The sequence below is a fragment of the Duganella sp. LjRoot269 genome, from assembly GCF_964254095.1.
Classification (GTDB): Bacteria; Pseudomonadota; Gammaproteobacteria; order Burkholderiales; family Burkholderiaceae_D; genus Rugamonas; species Rugamonas hordei.
In genome coordinates this window covers 7,242,123-7,259,164 of sequence record NZ_CAXUSL020000001.1, presented here as the reverse complement: position 1 = coordinate 7,259,164, position 17,042 = coordinate 7,242,123, and the positions used below count along the sequence as shown (strand labels likewise).

General features: G+C 59.3%; 11 protein-coding genes, 2 tRNA genes and 3 rRNA genes. 6 read left to right on the top strand and 10 right to left on the bottom strand.

What is annotated here, in order from left to right; translation table 11 throughout:
- Positions 1-6 precede the first annotated feature (6 nt).
- The 9 genes from ACSQ3S_RS32490 to ACSQ3S_RS32450 form a co-directional block, all read right to left on the bottom strand.
- Positions 7-1,152, bottom strand: coding sequence for a D-alanyl-D-alanine carboxypeptidase family protein (locus ACSQ3S_RS32490; protein WP_176655833.1), 1,146 nt, complete (start codon positions 1,150-1,152; stop codon positions 7-9).
- 48 nt (positions 1,153-1,200) lie between these two features.
- Positions 1,201-1,866, bottom strand: coding sequence for an alpha/beta hydrolase (locus tag ACSQ3S_RS32485; RefSeq protein WP_436144960.1), 666 nt, complete (start codon positions 1,864-1,866; stop codon positions 1,201-1,203).
- Positions 1,867-1,873: 7 nt separating this feature from the next.
- On the bottom strand, positions 1,874-2,191 hold the full coding sequence (locus tag ACSQ3S_RS32480) for a (2Fe-2S) ferredoxin domain-containing protein (RefSeq protein WP_176655831.1): 318 nt from the start codon (positions 2,189-2,191) through the stop codon (positions 1,874-1,876).
- Positions 2,192-2,252: 61 nt separating this feature from the next.
- Positions 2,253-3,380 (bottom strand): VanZ family protein, encoded by a 1,128-nt coding sequence (locus ACSQ3S_RS32475; protein ID WP_176655911.1) that lies wholly within the window; start codon positions 3,378-3,380, stop codon positions 2,253-2,255.
- Positions 3,381-3,455: 75 nt separating this feature from the next.
- Positions 3,456-4,055 (bottom strand): ABC-type transport auxiliary lipoprotein family protein, encoded by a 600-nt coding sequence (locus ACSQ3S_RS32470; protein WP_436144959.1) that lies wholly within the window; start codon positions 4,053-4,055, stop codon positions 3,456-3,458.
- 11 nt (positions 4,056-4,066) lie between these two features.
- On the bottom strand, positions 4,067-5,005 hold the full coding sequence (locus tag ACSQ3S_RS32465; RefSeq protein ID WP_436144958.1) for an MlaD family protein: 939 nt from the start codon (positions 5,003-5,005) through the stop codon (positions 4,067-4,069).
- On the bottom strand, positions 5,005-5,862 hold the full coding sequence (locus ACSQ3S_RS32460) for an ABC transporter ATP-binding protein (RefSeq protein WP_436144957.1): 858 nt from the start codon (positions 5,860-5,862) through the stop codon (positions 5,005-5,007). Before ACSQ3S_RS32460 ends, ACSQ3S_RS32465 begins: the two co-directional genes overlap by 1 nt.
- Positions 5,862-6,989 carry an MlaE family ABC transporter permease gene (locus ACSQ3S_RS32455; protein WP_176655827.1) on the bottom strand — a complete coding sequence of 376 codons (1,128 nt, stop codon included), beginning with the start codon at positions 6,987-6,989 and terminating at the stop codon, positions 5,862-5,864. The genes ACSQ3S_RS32460 and ACSQ3S_RS32455 overlap by 1 nt, the downstream gene beginning before the upstream one ends.
- A 53-nt stretch (positions 6,990-7,042) precedes the next feature.
- Positions 7,043-8,515 carry a DUF4080 domain-containing protein gene (locus ACSQ3S_RS32450; protein WP_436144956.1) on the bottom strand — a complete coding sequence of 491 codons (1,473 nt, stop codon included), beginning with the start codon at positions 8,513-8,515 and terminating at the stop codon, positions 7,043-7,045.
- Positions 8,516-8,661: 146 nt separating this feature from the next.
- Between ACSQ3S_RS32450 and ACSQ3S_RS32445 the strand changes: the two genes are divergently transcribed.
- The 6 genes from ACSQ3S_RS32445 to rrf all read left to right on the top strand — a co-directional run bounded on the left by ACSQ3S_RS32445 (position 8,662) and on the right by rrf (position 15,070).
- Positions 8,662-9,600: a phytanoyl-CoA dioxygenase family protein gene (locus tag ACSQ3S_RS32445; RefSeq protein ID WP_176655825.1), complete on the top strand. Its 939-nt coding sequence runs from the start codon at positions 8,662-8,664 to the stop codon at positions 9,598-9,600.
- A 346-nt stretch (positions 9,601-9,946) separates the two neighbouring features.
- A 16S ribosomal RNA gene (locus ACSQ3S_RS32440) occupies positions 9,947-11,475 on the top strand.
- 78 nt (positions 11,476-11,553) lie between these two features.
- Positions 11,554-11,630: transfer RNA gene (locus ACSQ3S_RS32435), tRNA-Ile, on the top strand.
- A gap of 24 nt (positions 11,631-11,654) precedes the next feature.
- Positions 11,655-11,730: transfer RNA gene (locus tag ACSQ3S_RS32430), tRNA-Ala, on the top strand.
- A 222-nt stretch (positions 11,731-11,952) separates the two neighbouring features.
- Positions 11,953-14,827 (top strand): 23S ribosomal RNA (locus ACSQ3S_RS32425).
- A gap of 130 nt (positions 14,828-14,957) precedes the next feature.
- Positions 14,958-15,070: ribosomal RNA gene (gene rrf / locus ACSQ3S_RS32420) — 5S ribosomal RNA — on the top strand.
- Together the 16S, 23S and 5S rRNA genes with 2 tRNA genes alongside form the textbook arrangement of a ribosomal RNA operon.
- Positions 15,071-15,116: 46 nt before the next feature.
- On the opposite strand, the gene ACSQ3S_RS32415 is transcribed toward rrf, so the two are convergent.
- Complete coding sequence (locus ACSQ3S_RS32415) at positions 15,117-16,328, bottom strand: sensor histidine kinase (protein ID WP_436144955.1); 1,212 nt, start codon at positions 16,326-16,328, stop codon at positions 15,117-15,119.
- Positions 16,329-17,042 lie beyond the last annotated feature (714 nt).

Here is a 17,042-nt window from a genome sequence, read left to right as displayed (position 1 = left end):
GGCCAGTTACTTCAGCCAGAGGCGGATCGAATCCCACGCGCGGCCGAAGATCGAGGCCTGGTCCACGGTCTCCAGCGCCACCACCGGCAGTTCCAGCAGCGGCTTGCCGTCCACCATCATCTTCAGCGAACCGACGCGGCTGTTCTCGGCCAGCGGCGCGACCAGCGGGTCCTTGCGCTCGAGCAGCGGCTTCATCTTGGCGGCCACGCCCTTCGGCACCGTCACCAGCACGTCGTTGGCAAAGCCGATCTTGACCGAGCCCTTCGATCCTTTCCAGATCTCCGGCGTGGCGATCGCCTGGCCCTTCGAGTACAGCTTGACCGTGTCGAAGTTCTGGAAGCCCCAGTTCAGCAGCTTCTGGCTTTCCTGCGTGCGCGACTGGTCGGACGTGGTGCCCAGCACCACCGAAATCAGGCGGCGCTCGCCGGCGCCGTTCGGACGGTGCGCCGAGGCGATCATGCAAAAGCCGGCCGCTTCCGTGTGGCCGGTCTTCATGCCGTCGACGGTCGGATCCAGCCACAGCAGGCGGTTGCGGTTGGGCTGGGTGATCTTGTTGTAGGTGAAGCTCTTGACCGAGTCGATCTTGTAGAACTCCGGGTAGTCCAGGATCACGCGCTTGGCCAGCACCGACAGGTCTTGCGCGGTGGAATAGTTTTCCGGGCTTGGCAGGCCGTGCGGGTTGGCGAAGTGGGTGTTGGTCAGGCCCATGCGCTGGGCTTCCTTGTTCATCATCGCCACGAAGGCGGCCTCGTCGCCGGCGACGGCTTCGGCCAGCGCCACGGCGGCGTCGTTACCCGACTGCACCATTAGGCCGTACAGCAGGTCGTTGACGCTGACCGGCGTGGCCGGGTCGATGAACATCTTCGAGCTGCTCGAGTCGACCTTCCACGCCTTGGTGGAGACGTTGACCATCTGCTTGAGGTCGACCTTCTTGTCGCGCAGCGCGCCGAACACGACGTAGGCCGTCATGACCTTGGTCAGCGAGGCCGGCTCGATGCGGGCGTTGGGGTCTTGCGAGGCGATGATCTGGCCGCTGGTGGCGTCCAGCAGCAGCCAGGACTTGGCGGCGATGGTCGGCGCCGGCAGGGTTTGCGCCACGGCGGCGGTCATCAACATCACACTGGTGGCCAGTGCCGCGATAATTTTTTTCATGGGGTACTTTGTTCGGTGAAAAGTTGAAAGCGTAGGGATTATAGATGCTTAGTCCGCCGTTGCGGTGTCCGTTTCAGTCTCGGCAACGTCGGTGGTGCGGTGCCACAGCTGCGTGACCCAGCTCTTGATGTGCTGCAGCTTGCGGTGGAAGAAGTGGTCCGCGCCCGGGATCACGATCACCGGAACGTCCTGCGGCCGCAGCCAGTCCAGCACGTCGATCAGCGGGATGGTGTCGTCGTTTTCGCCGTGGATCAGGATGGTGTCGGCCGGGATGGCGGCCATTTCCCATTTCTTCGCGGCGGCGCCGACCAGCACCAGGCGCTCGGCCGGCGTGCCGGCGGCGGCCAGGCGCTGCGCCAGCTGCGACTGCACGAAGGTGCCGAAGGAGAAACCCGACAGCGCCACCGGCAGGCCGGGATATTTCGCCGTCATCCACGCGTGCAGCAGGGCCATGTCGTCGGTCTCGCCGTGGCCGTGGTCATGCACGCCCTCCGAGGCGCCGACGCCGCGGAAGTTGATGCGCGCCACCACGTAGCCGAGGTTGACGAAGGTGCGCATCAGCGTGACGGCGACCTTGTTGTCCATCGTGCCGCCGTACAGCGGATGCGGATGGGCCACCAGCGCGATGCCGCGCGGCGCGTCCTTGGGAAAATCGATGATGCCTTCCATCTGGCCGGCGCCGCCGGCGAGGGTAAATTTTTCGTTCTTGTTCATGGGTTTTTCAGATTTTGAGACGATCGACGACCTTGCCCTGCACCAGGTGGCTATCGATGATTTCATCGATGTCGCTGGTGTCGACATAGGTGTACCAGGTGCCTTCCGGATAGACCACCAGCACCGGACCTTCTTCGCAGCGGTCCAGGCAGCCGGCCTGGTTGATGCGGACCTGGCCGTGGCCGTTCAGGCCGAGTTCCTTGCAGCGTTTCTTGGCATGCTTCTGCGCGGTCTCGGCGCCGTGGTGGCCGCAGGCGTCGCGGCCGTCGTCGCGGTTGTTCAGGCAGAAAAAGACGTGGTGTTTGAAGTAGGGAGTGTCGCTCATCGCTGTTTCTCGGGGATGGTTGTAGCCGCTATGATACCCGCTCTGCCCGCGCCAGGCTTAGTTACGGCTTATTGAGCTTGTGCGAGGGCAGCCACAGGAACCAGACCGCGAAGAACGGCCACAACAGGGTCAGGAACTGCGCCGCGCCGTTGAAGTTGAGGAACTTGCCCTGCACCCATGTTTGCAAAGTGGCCACGAAATACGGGTTGGCCGGCGTGGTGTTGACGATCACCAGGCTCAGCAGCAGGGTGGTCACCGCCAGCCGCCGCTGCGCCACATGCGGCGCGAACGCCAGGCCGGCCAGCATGATGGCGCCGATCAGGAAGCCGCCCTCGGCGCCCGGCGTGACCCAGACGAAGGCGTTTTCCGGCGAGAACAGCAGCGCCGTCGCCAGCGCCTTGACCACCACGGCCGCGCCTATCATGGCGGTCACCAGCAGCCCGCGCGGGGCCGGCTTGCGCAGCAGGCACAGCAGGGTAAGCGCGGCGCCCACCATGCCGCAGGCGGTGATGATGGTTTCGGACAGCCAGTACTGTTCCACCGTCAGCACGGTGTCCGGACGGATGTAGCTGGCCAGGTCGATCTCGGTGTCGAGCAGCTGCGACATCCAGTCCGACAGGATGGGCAGCAGCTGGCCGAGGCCGAACAAAAAGCTTTGCGGATACATCTGCGCCAGCGGCCACAGCGCCAGCAGCACCAGGCCCTGGCTGGCATGCGGCGCGAACCAGGCCTGGCGCAGGCGCTGCAGCTGGCTCCGGTCCAGCAGGCGCCGCACCGTCAGCACGCCGATCACGGCGCCCAGCGCGCAGCCGGCGGCGTTGGTGTAGAAGTCCAGGTTGGAGGAGACGCGGCTGGGCAGGTAGGTTTGCACGCTCTCCATCACGCCGGAGATCAGCACGCCGCAGACGCTGGCCATCAGCAGGGCGACGACGCCCTTGAAGCGCGGATACAGCGAGTAGACGATCAGCGTGCCGAGCGGGATGTAGCCGATGACGTTGGTGATGGCGTCGAACTTGGTCCAGTAGCGCGGCATGCTGGTCGTCTCAAGGAAGATCAGCGGCGACAAGCCCTGGTTGTGCCAGCCCGAGAACGGGAACCAGCTGGCGTAGACGATCAGCAGCACGTAGGCCAGCAGCGCCGCGCGCGTGAACGGCGACGGCTTGCTGGCCGGCGCCGCTGTTTCGGCCATCGCGGCTTCCGCTGCGGGCGGCGCTGCCGGCTCGCTGCCGGGTGGACTCTCGGTCATGCCTCGATACCCCGGTGTCTATTGCTGCGGCAGCGTTGCCAGCCACGCCAGCACGTCGGCCGCCACCGCGTCGGAGGCGTCGGCCAGCGCGCGGGCGCCGCCGGCGGCGTCCGCGCTCGGCGCCGGCACGCTGCGGGCGAAGGTTTTCTGGTCCACCAGCTTGTGGCTGCGGAACACCGAGGCGCGCAGGTTGACCACCCCGGCGCTGCTGGTGGCGCTGTCGAAGTTCTGCGCGAAGTCGTTCAGCTCCATGCGCAGCACGGTCGGACTGGCGGCGGCGTCGGTGGTCGATAGCACCTTGACGCCGGCCTGCGCGATGCGCGCCTTCATGCGCTGGGTCAGCAGCTGCAGCGGCGTGGCGGTCCACTGGTTGTAGGCGTAGGGGCGCGACTGGCGCGCGTCCGCATACAGCAGGCGGTATTGCATGCGCTCCGTGTCCAGCGCTGCGGGGCCGGCGACGTCGGCCACGATGATGGCGCCGATGCCGGCTGCCGGCGCGTCGGCCTGGGGCAGCGGGCCCAGGTCGTATTGTGCGGTCGACTGGCCCTTGCTGGCGCAGGCGCCCAGCAACACGGCGATGGCGGCGACGGCGGCGAAATTGCGGAGAGTGGTGGTCATCTCGGTAATCCTTATTTGGACGAGGCGGAAAAACCTTCTTCGCCGGGACCCGGCGGCGTGCCGGGTGCACCGAAGATCAGGCTTTGCGGACGGTCGTTAATCTTGTTCATGGTCTTGCGCAGCGCGCGCATCGAGGCCTTGGTGTCGTCGGACAGTGAATTCACCTGCGGCAGCGTATCGAGCTCGATGCCGCCTGCCACCGCTTCGACCGAGCCGCCGATGCGGTCGGCGGTGGTGGCGATGCGGGCGATCGGTCCGTCCGGCGCCTGCAGGGTTTTCACCAGGCGGTCGGCATCGCCGGCCAGCGCGTTGAAGGAGTTCAGCGTATTGTGGGCCTGGTCGGCCAATGCCGGCAGCTTGGCGATGGTCGGCTCCAGCTTGGCCGGCAGTTCGCGGTAGGCGTTGGCGGTGGCGCTGACGTCGGCAAAGGCGCCGAGGATGGTCTTCTGGTTCTCGGGGCTGAGCAGGTTGTTCAGCTTCTTCGTCACTTCCTCCGATTGCGTCAGGATCTCCTTGCCGCGCTTTTCCAGCTGGTCGAAGAAGCCAGGCCGCAGCGGGATGCGGGCCGGGTTGTCGCTGCTGGTGGCCAGCAGCGGCGAGCCGACCTTGTCGTCGTCGAGCTGGATGAAGGCGATGCCGGTCACGCCCTGGTAGCCCAGCGTGGCAAAGGTGGTCCTGGTGATCGGCGCGTCGGTGTTGATGTTCAGCGTGACGAGGATCTGGCCGGCGGTCTTGGGATCGAAGGCGATGCTGCCGACTTTGCCCACTTCGAGGCCGCGGTAGCGCACCGGCGCCTGCGGGTTCAAGCCAGGAACCGATTGCGTGGTGGCGATCACGTACGGCGCGCGTTCGATGCGGTCGCGGTTGAACCAGAGGCCGAACAGGATCGCCGCGATCAGCAGCGTGATCGTGAAGAAGCCGGTGGTGAGTGCATGGGATCTGTTTTCCATCAGTGCTCCGATTGGGTGGTGTCGGCTTTTTCGTCGAGCGCTTCCAGCGCGCGGCGGCCCCGGTCACCGAGGAAGAACTCCTTGATGAACGGATGATCGACTTTCAGCAGGTCGCGCAAGGGGCCGAGCGCGATCACATGTTTTTCGGCCAGCACGGCGATGCGGGTCGACAGCGCGAACAGCGTATCGAGGTCGTGGGTGACCATCACCACCGTCAGCCCCAGTTCGCGGTGCAGCGACTTGATCAGCGTGACGAAGGCTTCCGACAAGTCGGGATCGAGGCCGGCGGTCGGTTCGTCGAGGAACAGCAGCTTGGGCTCCAACGCCAGCGCACGCGCCAGCGCCACGCGCTTGACCATGCCGCCGGACAGGTCGGACGGCATCTTGTTGGCGTGCTCGGGGCCGAGGCCGACCATGTTCATCTTCAGCAGCACGGCGTCGCGGATCAGGTCTTCCGGCAGCGCGTGCAGCTCCTGCATCGGCTGGGCGATGTTCTCGAACACGGTCAGCGCCGAATACAGCGCGCCCTGCTGGAACAGCATGCCCCAGTGATTACGCAGCTGCTGCAGCTGGTCGGAGCCGACTTCGCTGATGTCTTCGCCGAACACGCGCACGCAGCCGCGCGCCGGCGTCTCGAGTCCCAGCATCTGGCGCAGCAGCGTGGTCTTGCCGGTGCCGGAGCCGCCGACGATGGACATGATCTCGCCCTGCTCGATCTCCAGGTTCAAATCCTGGTGCACCACGGTGCGGCCGTACTTGGTCCACAGGCCGGTGATCTCGACCACCGGCACGCTGCCGTCCAGCGTGAGTTCACCTGTACCGTTGGCTTTTGCGGGGACGAGCGCCTGGTTCGCCATCAGAACCCCACGCCGTTGAACAGCACCGCGAACACGGCGTCGGCCAGGATGACGACGGTGATCGCGGTGACCACCGAGGTGGTGGTGCCGCGACCGAGGCTTTCCGTGTTCGGCTTGATGCGCAGGCCGAAGTGGCAGGACACCAGCGCGATCAGCATGCCGAACACCGTGCCCTTGCCCAGGCCGATCATGTAGTTCGCCAGCGGCACCGCGTCCGGTAGCTTGAGGATGAAGTACTGCGGCGACAGGTTCAGTTCGATCTTGGCCGACACCATGCCGCCGATCAGCGCCATCGTGTCGGTCCAGATCACCAGCAGCGGCATGGAGATCGCCAGCGCCATCACCTTCGGCAGGATCAGGCGGAAGCCGTGCGAGATGCCCATCACCAGCATCGCGTCGAGTTCCTCGGTCACGCGCATCACGCCCAGCTGCGCGGTGATGGAGGAGCCGGAGCGGCCGGCCACCAGGATCGCCGCCAGCAGCGGCCCCAGTTCGCGGATGATGCTCATGCCGAGCAGGTTGACCAGGTAGATGTCGCCGCCGAAGGCGCGCAGCTGCTGCGCCGACAGATACGACAGCACCACGCCGATCAGGAAGCCGACCAGCGCCGTGATGCCCAGCGCCTGGAAGCCGGCGTGGAAGATGTTGGCGGAGATTTCCCGCCACGGCCCGCGCATCGGCGCGCGCAGGAAGCGCCAGGAGTCCTGCGTGACCTGGCCGATCAGCCGGATGAAGGCGCCCAGGTGCTCGAAGAACAGCAGCATCGCGAAGCCGAGCTTCATCACCCAGGTCAGGCGCTGGGCGCGGGCGCGCGGCAGTTCCAGTTTGCCGGCGGTTTCCAGACGGTTGAAGAATTCTTCGAGCCCCGGCGCCAGCTGCAGTTCGGCGGGACGGGTTTTGCCCCAGGCGTTCCAGAACAACTGGGCGCCGATGTGGTCCATGGCGTCGACCGCCGACAGGTCCCACTTCACGTTGCCGTCCTTGAACGATTTGAGCGTCGCGGTGATGGTGGCCATCGCCTTGCCCTGCGCCAGCGCGTGGACTTGCCAAGTGCCGCCCGCGGCGACCGAAGGCCCCTTGGCAGCACCGGGATTGAGAGTGAGTGTAGGCTCTTTGGCAATAGGCATACTGTCAGTTTAAGGGAGTTTGGCCCTTACCGCTACCAATGAGTGCGCGCACCTCAGGCGGCCAGTCTCCGGGCCTGCCGCTTGGGCGCCGGCGTTTCGGCGGCTTTGGGCTTGGCGCCTGCGTAATCGCTGGCCAGCAGCGTGTCGGCGGCGTCCTTGTCCATGCCCTGGGTTTGCAGGTATTTCGACACCATGCCCACCAGCCGGTCCAGCGCGATGCGGTGGGTGGCGTCGGTATTCGCGTACAGCCAGTCCGAAAACGCCATGAAGCGGCCGAAGGCGTCATCACCCAGCAGCACCGGCAGCGTGTGGCCGAAGCGGCCGGAGTTGGCCACCAGGTCCCAATACCGGGCAAAACGCACCAGGCGCTGCATGGTCGGGAAGTCGATGTCGCGGTTGGCGAGGATGGTATATGGCGCGTACGGCTCGAACACCAGGCCGAATTCCTGCGTGTGACGGATGATCGGCGTGCCGCGCAGGCGCTTCAGGATGCCGAACTGGATCTCGTGCGGATCGAGCGCCCACAGCTTGTTGAAGCCTTGGGCGAAGCTGTCGACCGTCTCGCCGGGCAGGCCGGCGATCAGGTCCACGTGCATGTGGGCGTTGGAGTGGTCGGTCAGCCAGCGGATGTTGTCGGCGGCCTTCTGGTTGTCCTGCTTGCGGCTGACCAGCGTCTGCACTTCGGGATTGAAGCTCTGGATGCCGATCTCGAACTGCAGCGCGCCGGGCGGGAACTTGCTGATGCCTTCTTTCAGTGCGTCGGGCAGGTGGTCGGGCACCAGCTCGAAGTGGGCATAGACCGGATCGTCCGGATTGGCTTCCAGCTTATCGAGGAAGAACTGCATGATCTTCAGGCTGGTCTTGATATTCAGGTTGAAGGTGCGGTCGACGAACTTGAACAGCCGCGCGCCGCGCGCATGCAGCGATTCCATCTCCGCCAGGAAGTTATCCAGGGCGAAGGGCCAGGCCGTCTTGTCCAGTGCCGACAGGCAGAACTCGCACTTGAACGGGCAGCCGCGCGAGGCTTCCACGTAAATGGTGCGGTTCTTGATGTCGTCGTCGGTGTAGAGCGAGTAGGGCAGCTTGATCTCCGCCATCGGCGGTTGCACGCCGGCGTGGATCTTCATCAGCGGCTTGGGGCCGTTGAGGATTTCGCCGCACAGCTTGGGGAAGGTCACGTCCCCCCAGCCGGTAATCAGGTAATCGGACAGCTTGACGATTTCCTGTTCGTTCGACTCGTAGGACACTTCCGGTCCGCCCAACACCACCATCACCTGCGGTGCCACGCGCTTGAGCATGGCAACGACCTTGGTGGTTTCCTCCACGTTCCAGATATAGATGCCGAAACCGACGATCCTGGGCGCATGGGCCAGGATGCGTTCGACGATTTCCGTGGTTTTTGCCCCGATGACGAATTCCTGCAGGCGGGTTTGAGCCTGCAATTCCCCCATGTTCGCTAACAAATAGCGCAGGCCCAGCGAAGCGTGGGTGTAGCGGGCGTTGAGGGTGGTGAGCAGGATGGTCATGATGCGGGGAAATTAGCGTGCAAAGGAAGCATTTTATTCCTAATAAAGTTCGCTCACATGTTTAGCTTGCGTCAAAGCGGCTTTTCCGCCGGATTGTTACCTTCTCAGGACCGTGCGATCCCGACAACCTCCCTGGTGATAATTCGATGGAATATGCGCAACTGACGCCGGGCCGCAGGTTTGCCCCGCTCCATAGTTTGTTGTACTACAGTCAACGTGTTGTGACCCGCCCTTCATTGCGGCGGCTGGTCGTTCGCGCGCTCAGCGGCGCGTTGCGCTGGCGCGAGGGCTCGGGCGAGGGCTTGTATGCAGGCACGGCCGAGGAGGAGGCCGCCTTGCTGCAACTGACGCACAGCGGCTACGCGCCGCTGGGCAATTTGCTCGATCCCGCGCAGTGCAACGACATACAAGCCCATCTGAGTAACAAGCTGCTGATCGACCGCGACCGGGTACGCGATGCGTTCACGCTGCAGCAGGTGCCGGCCAGTTTGCGCGTGGCGGACTATCAATTGCGCGACATTGTCACTTGCCCGCATATTCTGGCGCTGGCCAACAGTCCTGCGCTGCTGGGGCTGGCGGCGCGCTATCTTGATTGCAAACCGACCATCTCCGCGCTGGGCTTGCGCTGGTCGTTCCCGGCCGAGGGCGATAGCAGCGCGCTGCAGGCATTTCACCGCGACTCGGAAGACTGGCGGTATTTGAAGGTTCTGGTCTACCTGACAGACGTCGATGAGGAGTCCGGTCCTCATGTCTATTTGCATGGCAGTCACCTGGCGCGCGCGCCGATGCGGCTACGTTATTACAGCGACGCGGAAATCTCCAACGACTATGCGCCCACGATGCTGCTGACCGCCACCGGTACCCGCGGCTTTTGCTTTGCCGTCGATACGGCGGGTATTCACAAAGGTACCGCCCCTTCCAACCACCCCCGCCTGATGCTGCAAATCCAGTATTCGCTACTACCCAGCTACGCCTACCGCTACGCTCCCGAAGACTATCCTGGTCCGCTGGTTTTGGACCGCTACGTCAATCGCCTGATCATCAAGCAAAAAAGCCTTGCGGATACCGACAGGCCTTTGCTATAGTTCGCCCCCTCGCAGAACAACGCATGTAAATGCAGAGTGAAACGAGAATGTAGAAGGGGTTGACGAAACGATCTAAACGCTTCATACTCTTCCTTCTTCGCTGACGGACACAACGCTTCTTCAGCAGGCAGTACCAAGCAAAGTTCTTTAAAAATTAACAGTCGATAAGTGTGGACGTTTGATGGAAGTGCACACGAAGCCTTCGGGTTTCGTGAAACTTAAAAAATATCAAATGTTCACAAGAAGTAATGAAATAGGCGCTACGAAAGTAGTGGCCTGTCAGTATTTTGAGTGAGCGACCCAGCAGAAATGCTGGTGACACGAAAGTGTCAAAGTAACAGAGATTAAACTGAAGAGTTTGATCCTGGCTCAGATTGAACGCTGGCGGCATGCCTTACACATGCAAGTCGAACGGCAGCGCGGGGCAACCTGGCGGCGAGTGGCGAACGGGTGAGTAATATATCGGAACGTACCCTGGAGTGGGGGATAACGTAGCGAAAGTTACGCTAATACCGCATACGATCTAAGGATGAAAGTGGGGGATCGCAAGACCTCATGCTCCTGGAGCGGCCGATATCTGATTAGCTAGTTGGTGGGGTAAAGGCCCACCAAGGCATCGATCAGTAGCTGGTCTGAGAGGACGACCAGCCACACTGGAACTGAGACACGGTCCAGACTCCTACGGGAGGCAGCAGTGGGGAATTTTGGACAATGGGCGCAAGCCTGATCCAGCAATGCCGCGTGAGTGAAGAAGGCCTTCGGGTTGTAAAGCTCTTTTGTCAGGGAAGAAACGGCTGCCTCTAATACAGGTGGCTAATGACGGTACCTGAAGAATAAGCACCGGCTAACTACGTGCCAGCAGCCGCGGTAATACGTAGGGTGCAAGCGTTAATCGGAATTACTGGGCGTAAAGCGTGCGCAGGCGGTTTTGTAAGTCTGTCGTGAAATCCCCGGGCTCAACCTGGGAATGGCGATGGAGACTGCAAGGCTAGAGTTTGGCAGAGGGGGGTAGAATTCCACGTGTAGCAGTGAAATGCGTAGATATGTGGAGGAACACCGATGGCGAAGGCAGCCCCCTGGGTCAAAACTGACGCTCATGCACGAAAGCGTGGGGAGCAAACAGGATTAGATACCCTGGTAGTCCACGCCCTAAACGATGTCTACTAGTTGTCGGGTCTTAATTGACTTGGTAACGCAGCTAACGCGTGAAGTAGACCGCCTGGGGAGTACGGTCGCAAGATTAAAACTCAAAGGAATTGACGGGGACCCGCACAAGCGGTGGATGATGTGGATTAATTCGATGCAACGCGAAAAACCTTACCTACCCTTGACATGGCTGGAATCCTTGAGAGATTGAGGAGTGCTCGAAAGAGAACCAGTACACAGGTGCTGCATGGCTGTCGTCAGCTCGTGTCGTGAGATGTTGGGTTAAGTCCCGCAACGAGCGCAACCCTTGTCATTAGTTGCTACGAAAGGGCACTCTAATGAGACTGCCGGTGACAAACCGGAGGAAGGTGGGGATGACGTCAAGTCCTCATGGCCCTTATGGGTAGGGCTTCACACGTCATACAATGGTACATACAGAGGGCCGCCAACCCGCGAGGGGGAGCTAATCCCAGAAAGTGTATCGTAGTCCGGATTGTAGTCTGCAACTCGACTGCATGAAGTTGGAATCGCTAGTAATCGCGGATCAGCATGTCGCGGTGAATACGTTCCCGGGTCTTGTACACACCGCCCGTCACACCATGGGAGCGGGTTTTACCAGAAGTAGGTAGCTTAACCGCAAGGAGGGCGCTTACCACGGTAGGATTCGTGACTGGGGTGAAGTCGTAACAAGGTAGCCGTATCGGAAGGTGCGGCTGGATCACCTCCTTTCTAGAGTAGCACTGGTCAGCAATGACTACTCATCAAGCGTTCACACTTATCGACTGTCAATATTAAAGAACAGCATTTGGGGCTGTAGCTCAGCTGGTTAGAGCACCGTGTTGATAACGCGGGGGTCGTTGGTTCGAGTCCAACCAGCCCTACCAGTTTCTGCCTTGTAGTAAATCTCAGGGGGATTAGCTCAGCTGGGAGAGCACCTGCTTTGCAAGCAGGGGGTCGTCGGTTCGATCCCGTCATCCTCCACCAAGAGTTCAAATGTAAGGGTAAGCCTTTAGATTTGATCTTTTAGAGATCAAGTGCTGTACGTTCTTTAACAATCTGGAAGAAGTAAGTAAATTTTTATTGATCGTGTTCGCCGACAGGCGGATACGATGGGTAATGATTGTATGTATCAACAAACGCAACAACGTAGTACTTCTTATTTCTATAACCGCTCCTTTGTTTAGTCGCAAGGGGCTAACGTTATAGGGACAAGTGAATAAGTGCACATGGTGGATGCCTTGGCGATTACAGGCGATGAAGGACGTAGTAGCTTGCGATAAGCTGCGGGGAGCTAGCAAACAAGCTTTGATCCGCAGATTTCCGAATGGGGAAACCCACCCTTTATGGGTATTGCATACTGAATACATAGGCATGCAAGGCGAACGCGGCGAACTGAAACATCTAAGTAGCTGCAGGAAAATAAATCAACCGAGATTCCCAAAGTAGTGGCGAGCGAAATGGGAAGAGCCTGCACGTTTTAGCATGACGCATAGAAGAATCCTCTGGAAATAGGAGCCATAGCGGGTGATAGCCCCGTATTCGAAATGCGATGTGTGGAACTAAGCGTGCGACAAGTAGGGCGGGACACGAGAAATCCTGTCTGAATATGGGGGGACCATCCTCCAAGGCTAAATACTCGTAATCGACCGATAGTGAACCAGTACCGTGAGGGAAAGGCGAAAAGAACCCCGGGAGGGGAGTGAAATAGATCCTGAAACCGTGTGCATACAAACAGTAGGAGCGGACTTGTTCCGTGACTGCGTACCTTTTGTATAATGGGTCAGCGACTTACATTCAGTGGCAAGGTTAACCATATAGGGAAGCCGTAGAGAAATCGAGTCCGAACAGGGCGATAGTCGCTGGGTGTAGACCCGAAACCAAGTGATCTACTCATGGCCAGGATGAAGGTGCGGTAACACGCACTGGAGGTCCGAACCCACTAATGTTGAAAAATTAGGGGATGAGCTGTGGGTAGGGGTGAAAGGCTAAACAAACTTGGAAATAGCTGGTTCTCTCCGAAAACTATTTAGGTAGTGCCTCAAGTATCACCATCGGGGGTAGAGCACTGTTATGGCTAGGGGGTCATCGCGACTTACCAAACCATTGCAAACTCCGAATACCGATGAGTGCGAGCTTGGGAGACAGACGTCGGGTGCTAACGTCCGGCGTCAAGAGGGAAACAACCCAGACCGCCAGCTAAGGTCCCAAAGATTGGCTAAGTGGAAAACGAAGTGGGAAGGCTAAAACAGTCAGGATGTTGGCTTAGAAGCAGCCATCATTTAAAGAAAGCGTAATAGCTCACTGATCGAGTCGTCCTGCGCGGAAGATGTAACGGGGCTAAGCCAGTCACCGAAGCTGCGGATATCTAGCAATAGATATGGTAGGAGAGCGTTCTGTAAGCCTGCGAAGGTGTCTTGTAAAGGATGCTGGAGGTATCAGAAGTGCGAATGCTGACATGAGTAGCGATAATGGGGGTGAAAAGCCCCCACGCCGTAAGCCCAAGGTTTCCTGTTCAACGTTCATCGGAGCAGGGTGAGTCGGCCCCTAAGGCGAGGCAGAGATGCGTAGCTGATGGGAAGCAGGTTAATATTCCTGCACCGTCGTATGATGCGATGGGGGGACGGATCGCGGAAGGTTGTCTGCCTGTTGGAATAGGCAGTTTCTGGTTCATAGAAGGCGCTTAGGCAAATCCGGGCGCGGAATTCAAGGGACTGGGACGAGGCACTTAGGTGCTGAAGCAATCGGAAGTGGTTCCAAGAAAAGCCTCTAAGCTTCAGTCATACGAGACCGTACCGCAAACCGACACAGGTGGGCGAGATGAGTATTCTAAGGCGCTTGAGAGAACTCGGGAGAAGGAACTCGGCAAATTGGTACCGTAACTTCGGGAAAAGGTACGCCCTTGTAGCTTGACTGGCTTGCGCCAGAAGGGTGAACGGGTTGCAATAAACTGGTGGCTGCGACTGTTTAATAAAAACACAGCACTCTGCAAACACGAAAGTGGACGTATAGGGTGTGACGCCTGCCCGGTGCTGGAAGATTAAATGATGGGGTGCAAGCTCTTGATTGAAGTCCCAGTAAACGGCGGCCGTAACTATAACGGTCCTAAGGTAGCGAAATTCCTTGTCGGGTAAGTTCCGACCTGCACGAATGGCGTAACGATGGCCACACTGTCTCCTCCCGAGACTCAGCGAAGTTGAAGTGTTTGTGATGATGCAATCTACCCGCGGCTAGACGGAAAGACCCCATGAACCTTTACTGTAGCTTTGCATTGGACTTTGAACCAATCTGTGTAGGATAGGTGGGAGGCTTTGAAGCGGGGACGCCAGTTCTCGTGGAGCCAACCTTGAAATACCACCCTGGTTTGTTTGAGGTTCTAACCTTGGTCCGTTATCCGGATCGGGGACAGTGCATGGTAGGCAGTTTGACTGGGGCGGTCTCCTCCTAAAGTGTAACGGAGGAGTTCGAAGGTACGCTAGGTACGGTCGGACATCGTGCTAATAGTGCAATGGCATAAGCGTGCTTAACTGCGAGACTGACAAGTCGAGCAGGTACGAAAGTAGGACATAGTGATCCGGTGGTTCTGTATGGAAGGGCCATCGCTCAACGGATAAAAGGTACTCTGGGGATAACAGGCTGATTCCTCCCAAGAGTTCATATCGACGGGGGAGTTTGGCACCTCGATGTCGGCTCATCACATCCTGGGGCTGTAGCCGGTCCCAAGGGTATGGCTGTTCGCCATTTAAAGTGGTACGTGAGCTGGGTTTAAAACGTCGTGAGACAGTTTGGTCCCTATCTGCCGTGGGCGTTGGAAATTTGAAGGGGGCTGCTCCTAGTACGAGAGGACCGGAGTGGACAGACCTCTGGTGTACCGGTTGTCACGCCAGTGGCATTGCCGGGTAGCTAAGTCTGGAAGAGATAACCGCTGAAAGCATCTAAGCGGGAAACTTGCCTTAAGATGAGATTTCCCAGAGCCTTGAGCTCTTTGAAGGGTCGTTCGAGACCAGGACGTTGATAGGTCAGGTGTGGAAGTGCAGTAATGCATTAAGCTAACTGATACTAATTGCCCGTACGGCTTGTCCCTATAACCTTGGCAGGTTATGGTGAATGAGAAGTACGTTGGAACGTTCGTTGATACAACTTCATTACCTAATTACTTACCGATTCCAGATTCTGGGCAACGTTCACAAGAACGCGGCTCGTACAAGTCAATGCCTGATGACCATAGCAAGTTGGTCCCACCCCTTCCCATCCCGAACAGGACCGTGAAACAACTCTGCGCCGATGATAGTGCTGCAACCAGTGTGAAAGTAGGTTATCGTCAGGCTAGTTATAAAGAAAAAACCCCACCAGGTGATCCTGGTGGGGTTTTTTTATTTCACCGGCGCCGACATCGGTAGCATCAGCGTGAAGCGGGTACCCCCGCCCAGTTCGCTGCTGACGCTGATCGTGCCGCCGAGGATTTCAGTGACAATGTTGTGCACGATGTTCAGGCCCAGCCCTGAACCGCCGACGCCCAGCTTGGTGGTGAAGAATGGATCGAAGATACGCGGCACATCCTCGCGCCGAATGCCGACACCGTGGTCTTCCACGCCGAGCGTCACCAACCCTTGCGCGGACAACTGCGCCGTCGCTGCAATCAGGCCTTCTCGGCGGCCATCATAGGCGTGCACGATGGCGTTGTTGATCAAGTTGGTAATCACCTGGCCCAGCGGGCCGGGATAACTCTCCATCATCAAGTCTTCCGGTACATGCTGCTTGATGACGAACGGCGTGCGCTTGATGGTGGGCTGCAAGGTCAGCACATTGCCCGCCACAACCTCGGCCAATAAAAAGCTGCGCCGCTGCGAGCTGGTCTGGTCGACCGCCACCTGCTTGAAGTTGGTGACGATGTCGGCCGCGCGATGCAGGTTGCGGCTCAGGATGTCCACGGACAGCCGCGCATTCTGGATGTAGTGCTCGAACTCCTTGCGTGTGATGACGCCTTCGCTGGCGAGATGCTGGCCGATGTCGTCGGTCTGCACTTCAAAGGTGGTGGCGGCCATCAGGCTGTTGCCGATCGGCGTATTCAGCTCGTGCGCGATGCCGGCCACCATCGCCCCCAGTCCGGCCAGCTTTTCATTGCGCACAATGTCCTCGCGCGCCTTGGCCAGGGTGCCCACCATGTCCTGCAACTCGCGGTGCGCCCTGCGCAGCGCCAGGTGGGTGTTGATGCGCGCCAGCACTTCCTCGATCTGGAACGGCTTGGTGATGTAGTCGACCCCGCCGGCATCGAAGCCCGTCACTTTTTGTTTGGGGTCGGTGAGGCCGGTCATGAAGATGACGGGTATATCCTTGGTGGTCTTGCCGGCCTTGAGGCGGCGGCAAGCCTCGAAACCGTCGATGTCGGGCATGACGACATCCAGCAGGATCAGATCAGGCTCGGCGAACTCCGCGCGCATCAGCCCTTCCGCAGCGGTCTGCGCCAGCACGATCATGAAGCCGTGCCGCTCCAGGCGATCCAGCAACGCGGCCAGGTAGGACAGCGAGTCATCGACGATCAGGATCGTCGGCATCGGTACTACAGGGATCTCGCTCTGGTTCATTCTTTCGGCCTGAGGAATTCACGATGAGGACAGTATATTCAACCTGCAATGGCCAGGGTAAAAAAGAGCAAGACCGTTGGATTAAAACATATTCAATCCCTTGAGCATCACCAGCAGGATCAGCACCGGTGACACGTAGCGCAGCAAGGTGATCATCACCAGAATGCCGCCGATGAAGGCGAGCACGCCCCACTGCCACAGCAGCGATCGCTACTGAGGGTAGAGCCGTCGATGGCCTTGAAGACATACGCGAACACCCATGCCACCACTTCCGAATAGAACGACAGGATCAGGAAAGCGGCCGCTATTCTTGCTGAGTCGAGAGGTCGCGATTGTAGTAGTTCGGAAAATAAGCCTTGCGGATACCGGCCTGCCTTTGCTATAGTTCGCCTCCCCGCAAAACGGTGCATGCAAATGCTGAGTGTTGCGGGGAAAGAGAAGAAAATGTAGTGCTTGACGAAACATTCGAAACGCTTCATAATCTCGCCTCTTCGCTGATGAACACAACGCTTCTTCAGCAAGCAGTACCAAACAAAGTTCTTTAAAAATTAACAGTCGATAAGTGTGGACGTTTGATGGAAGTGCACACGAAGCCTTCGGGTTTCGTGAAACTTAAAAAATATCAAATGTTCACAAGAAGTAATGAAATAGGCGCTACGAAAGTAGTGGCCTGTCAGTATTTTGAGTGAGCGACCCAGCAGAAATGCTGGTGCC

Bases quoted from the DNA above. Each gene is read 5' to 3' on its own strand.
- ACSQ3S_RS32445 (WP_176655825.1), top strand. From the start codon at position 8,662: ATGGAATATGCGCAACTGACGCCGGGCCGCAGGTTTGCCCCGCTCCAT.
- ACSQ3S_RS32470 (WP_436144959.1), bottom strand. From the start codon at position 4,055: ATGACCACCACTCTCCGCAATTTCGCCGCCGTCGCCGCCATCGCCGTG.
- ACSQ3S_RS32455 (WP_176655827.1), bottom strand. From the start codon at position 6,989: ATGCCTATTGCCAAAGAGCCTACACTCACTCTCAATCCCGGTGCTGCC.
- ACSQ3S_RS32475 (WP_176655911.1), bottom strand. From the start codon at position 3,380: ATGGCCGAAACAGCGGCGCCGGCCAGCAAGCCGTCGCCGTTCACGCGC.
- ACSQ3S_RS32490 (WP_176655833.1), bottom strand. From the start codon at position 1,152: ATGAAAAAAATTATCGCGGCACTGGCCACCAGTGTGATGTTGATGACC.
- ACSQ3S_RS32480 (WP_176655831.1), bottom strand. From the start codon at position 2,191: ATGAGCGACACTCCCTACTTCAAACACCACGTCTTTTTCTGCCTGAAC.
- ACSQ3S_RS32450 (WP_436144956.1), bottom strand. From the start codon at position 8,515: ATGACCATCCTGCTCACCACCCTCAACGCCCGCTACACCCACGCTTCG.
- ACSQ3S_RS32485 (WP_436144960.1), bottom strand. From the start codon at position 1,866: ATGAACAAGAACGAAAAATTTACCCTCGCCGGCGGCGCCGGCCAGATG.
- ACSQ3S_RS32465 (WP_436144958.1), bottom strand. From the start codon at position 5,005: ATGGAAAACAGATCCCATGCACTCACCACCGGCTTCTTCACGATCACG.
- ACSQ3S_RS32415 (WP_436144955.1), bottom strand. From the start codon at position 16,328: ATGAACCAGAGCGAGATCCCTGTAGTACCGATGCCGACGATCCTGATC.
- ACSQ3S_RS32460 (WP_436144957.1), bottom strand. From the start codon at position 5,862: ATGGCGAACCAGGCGCTCGTCCCCGCAAAAGCCAACGGTACAGGTGAA.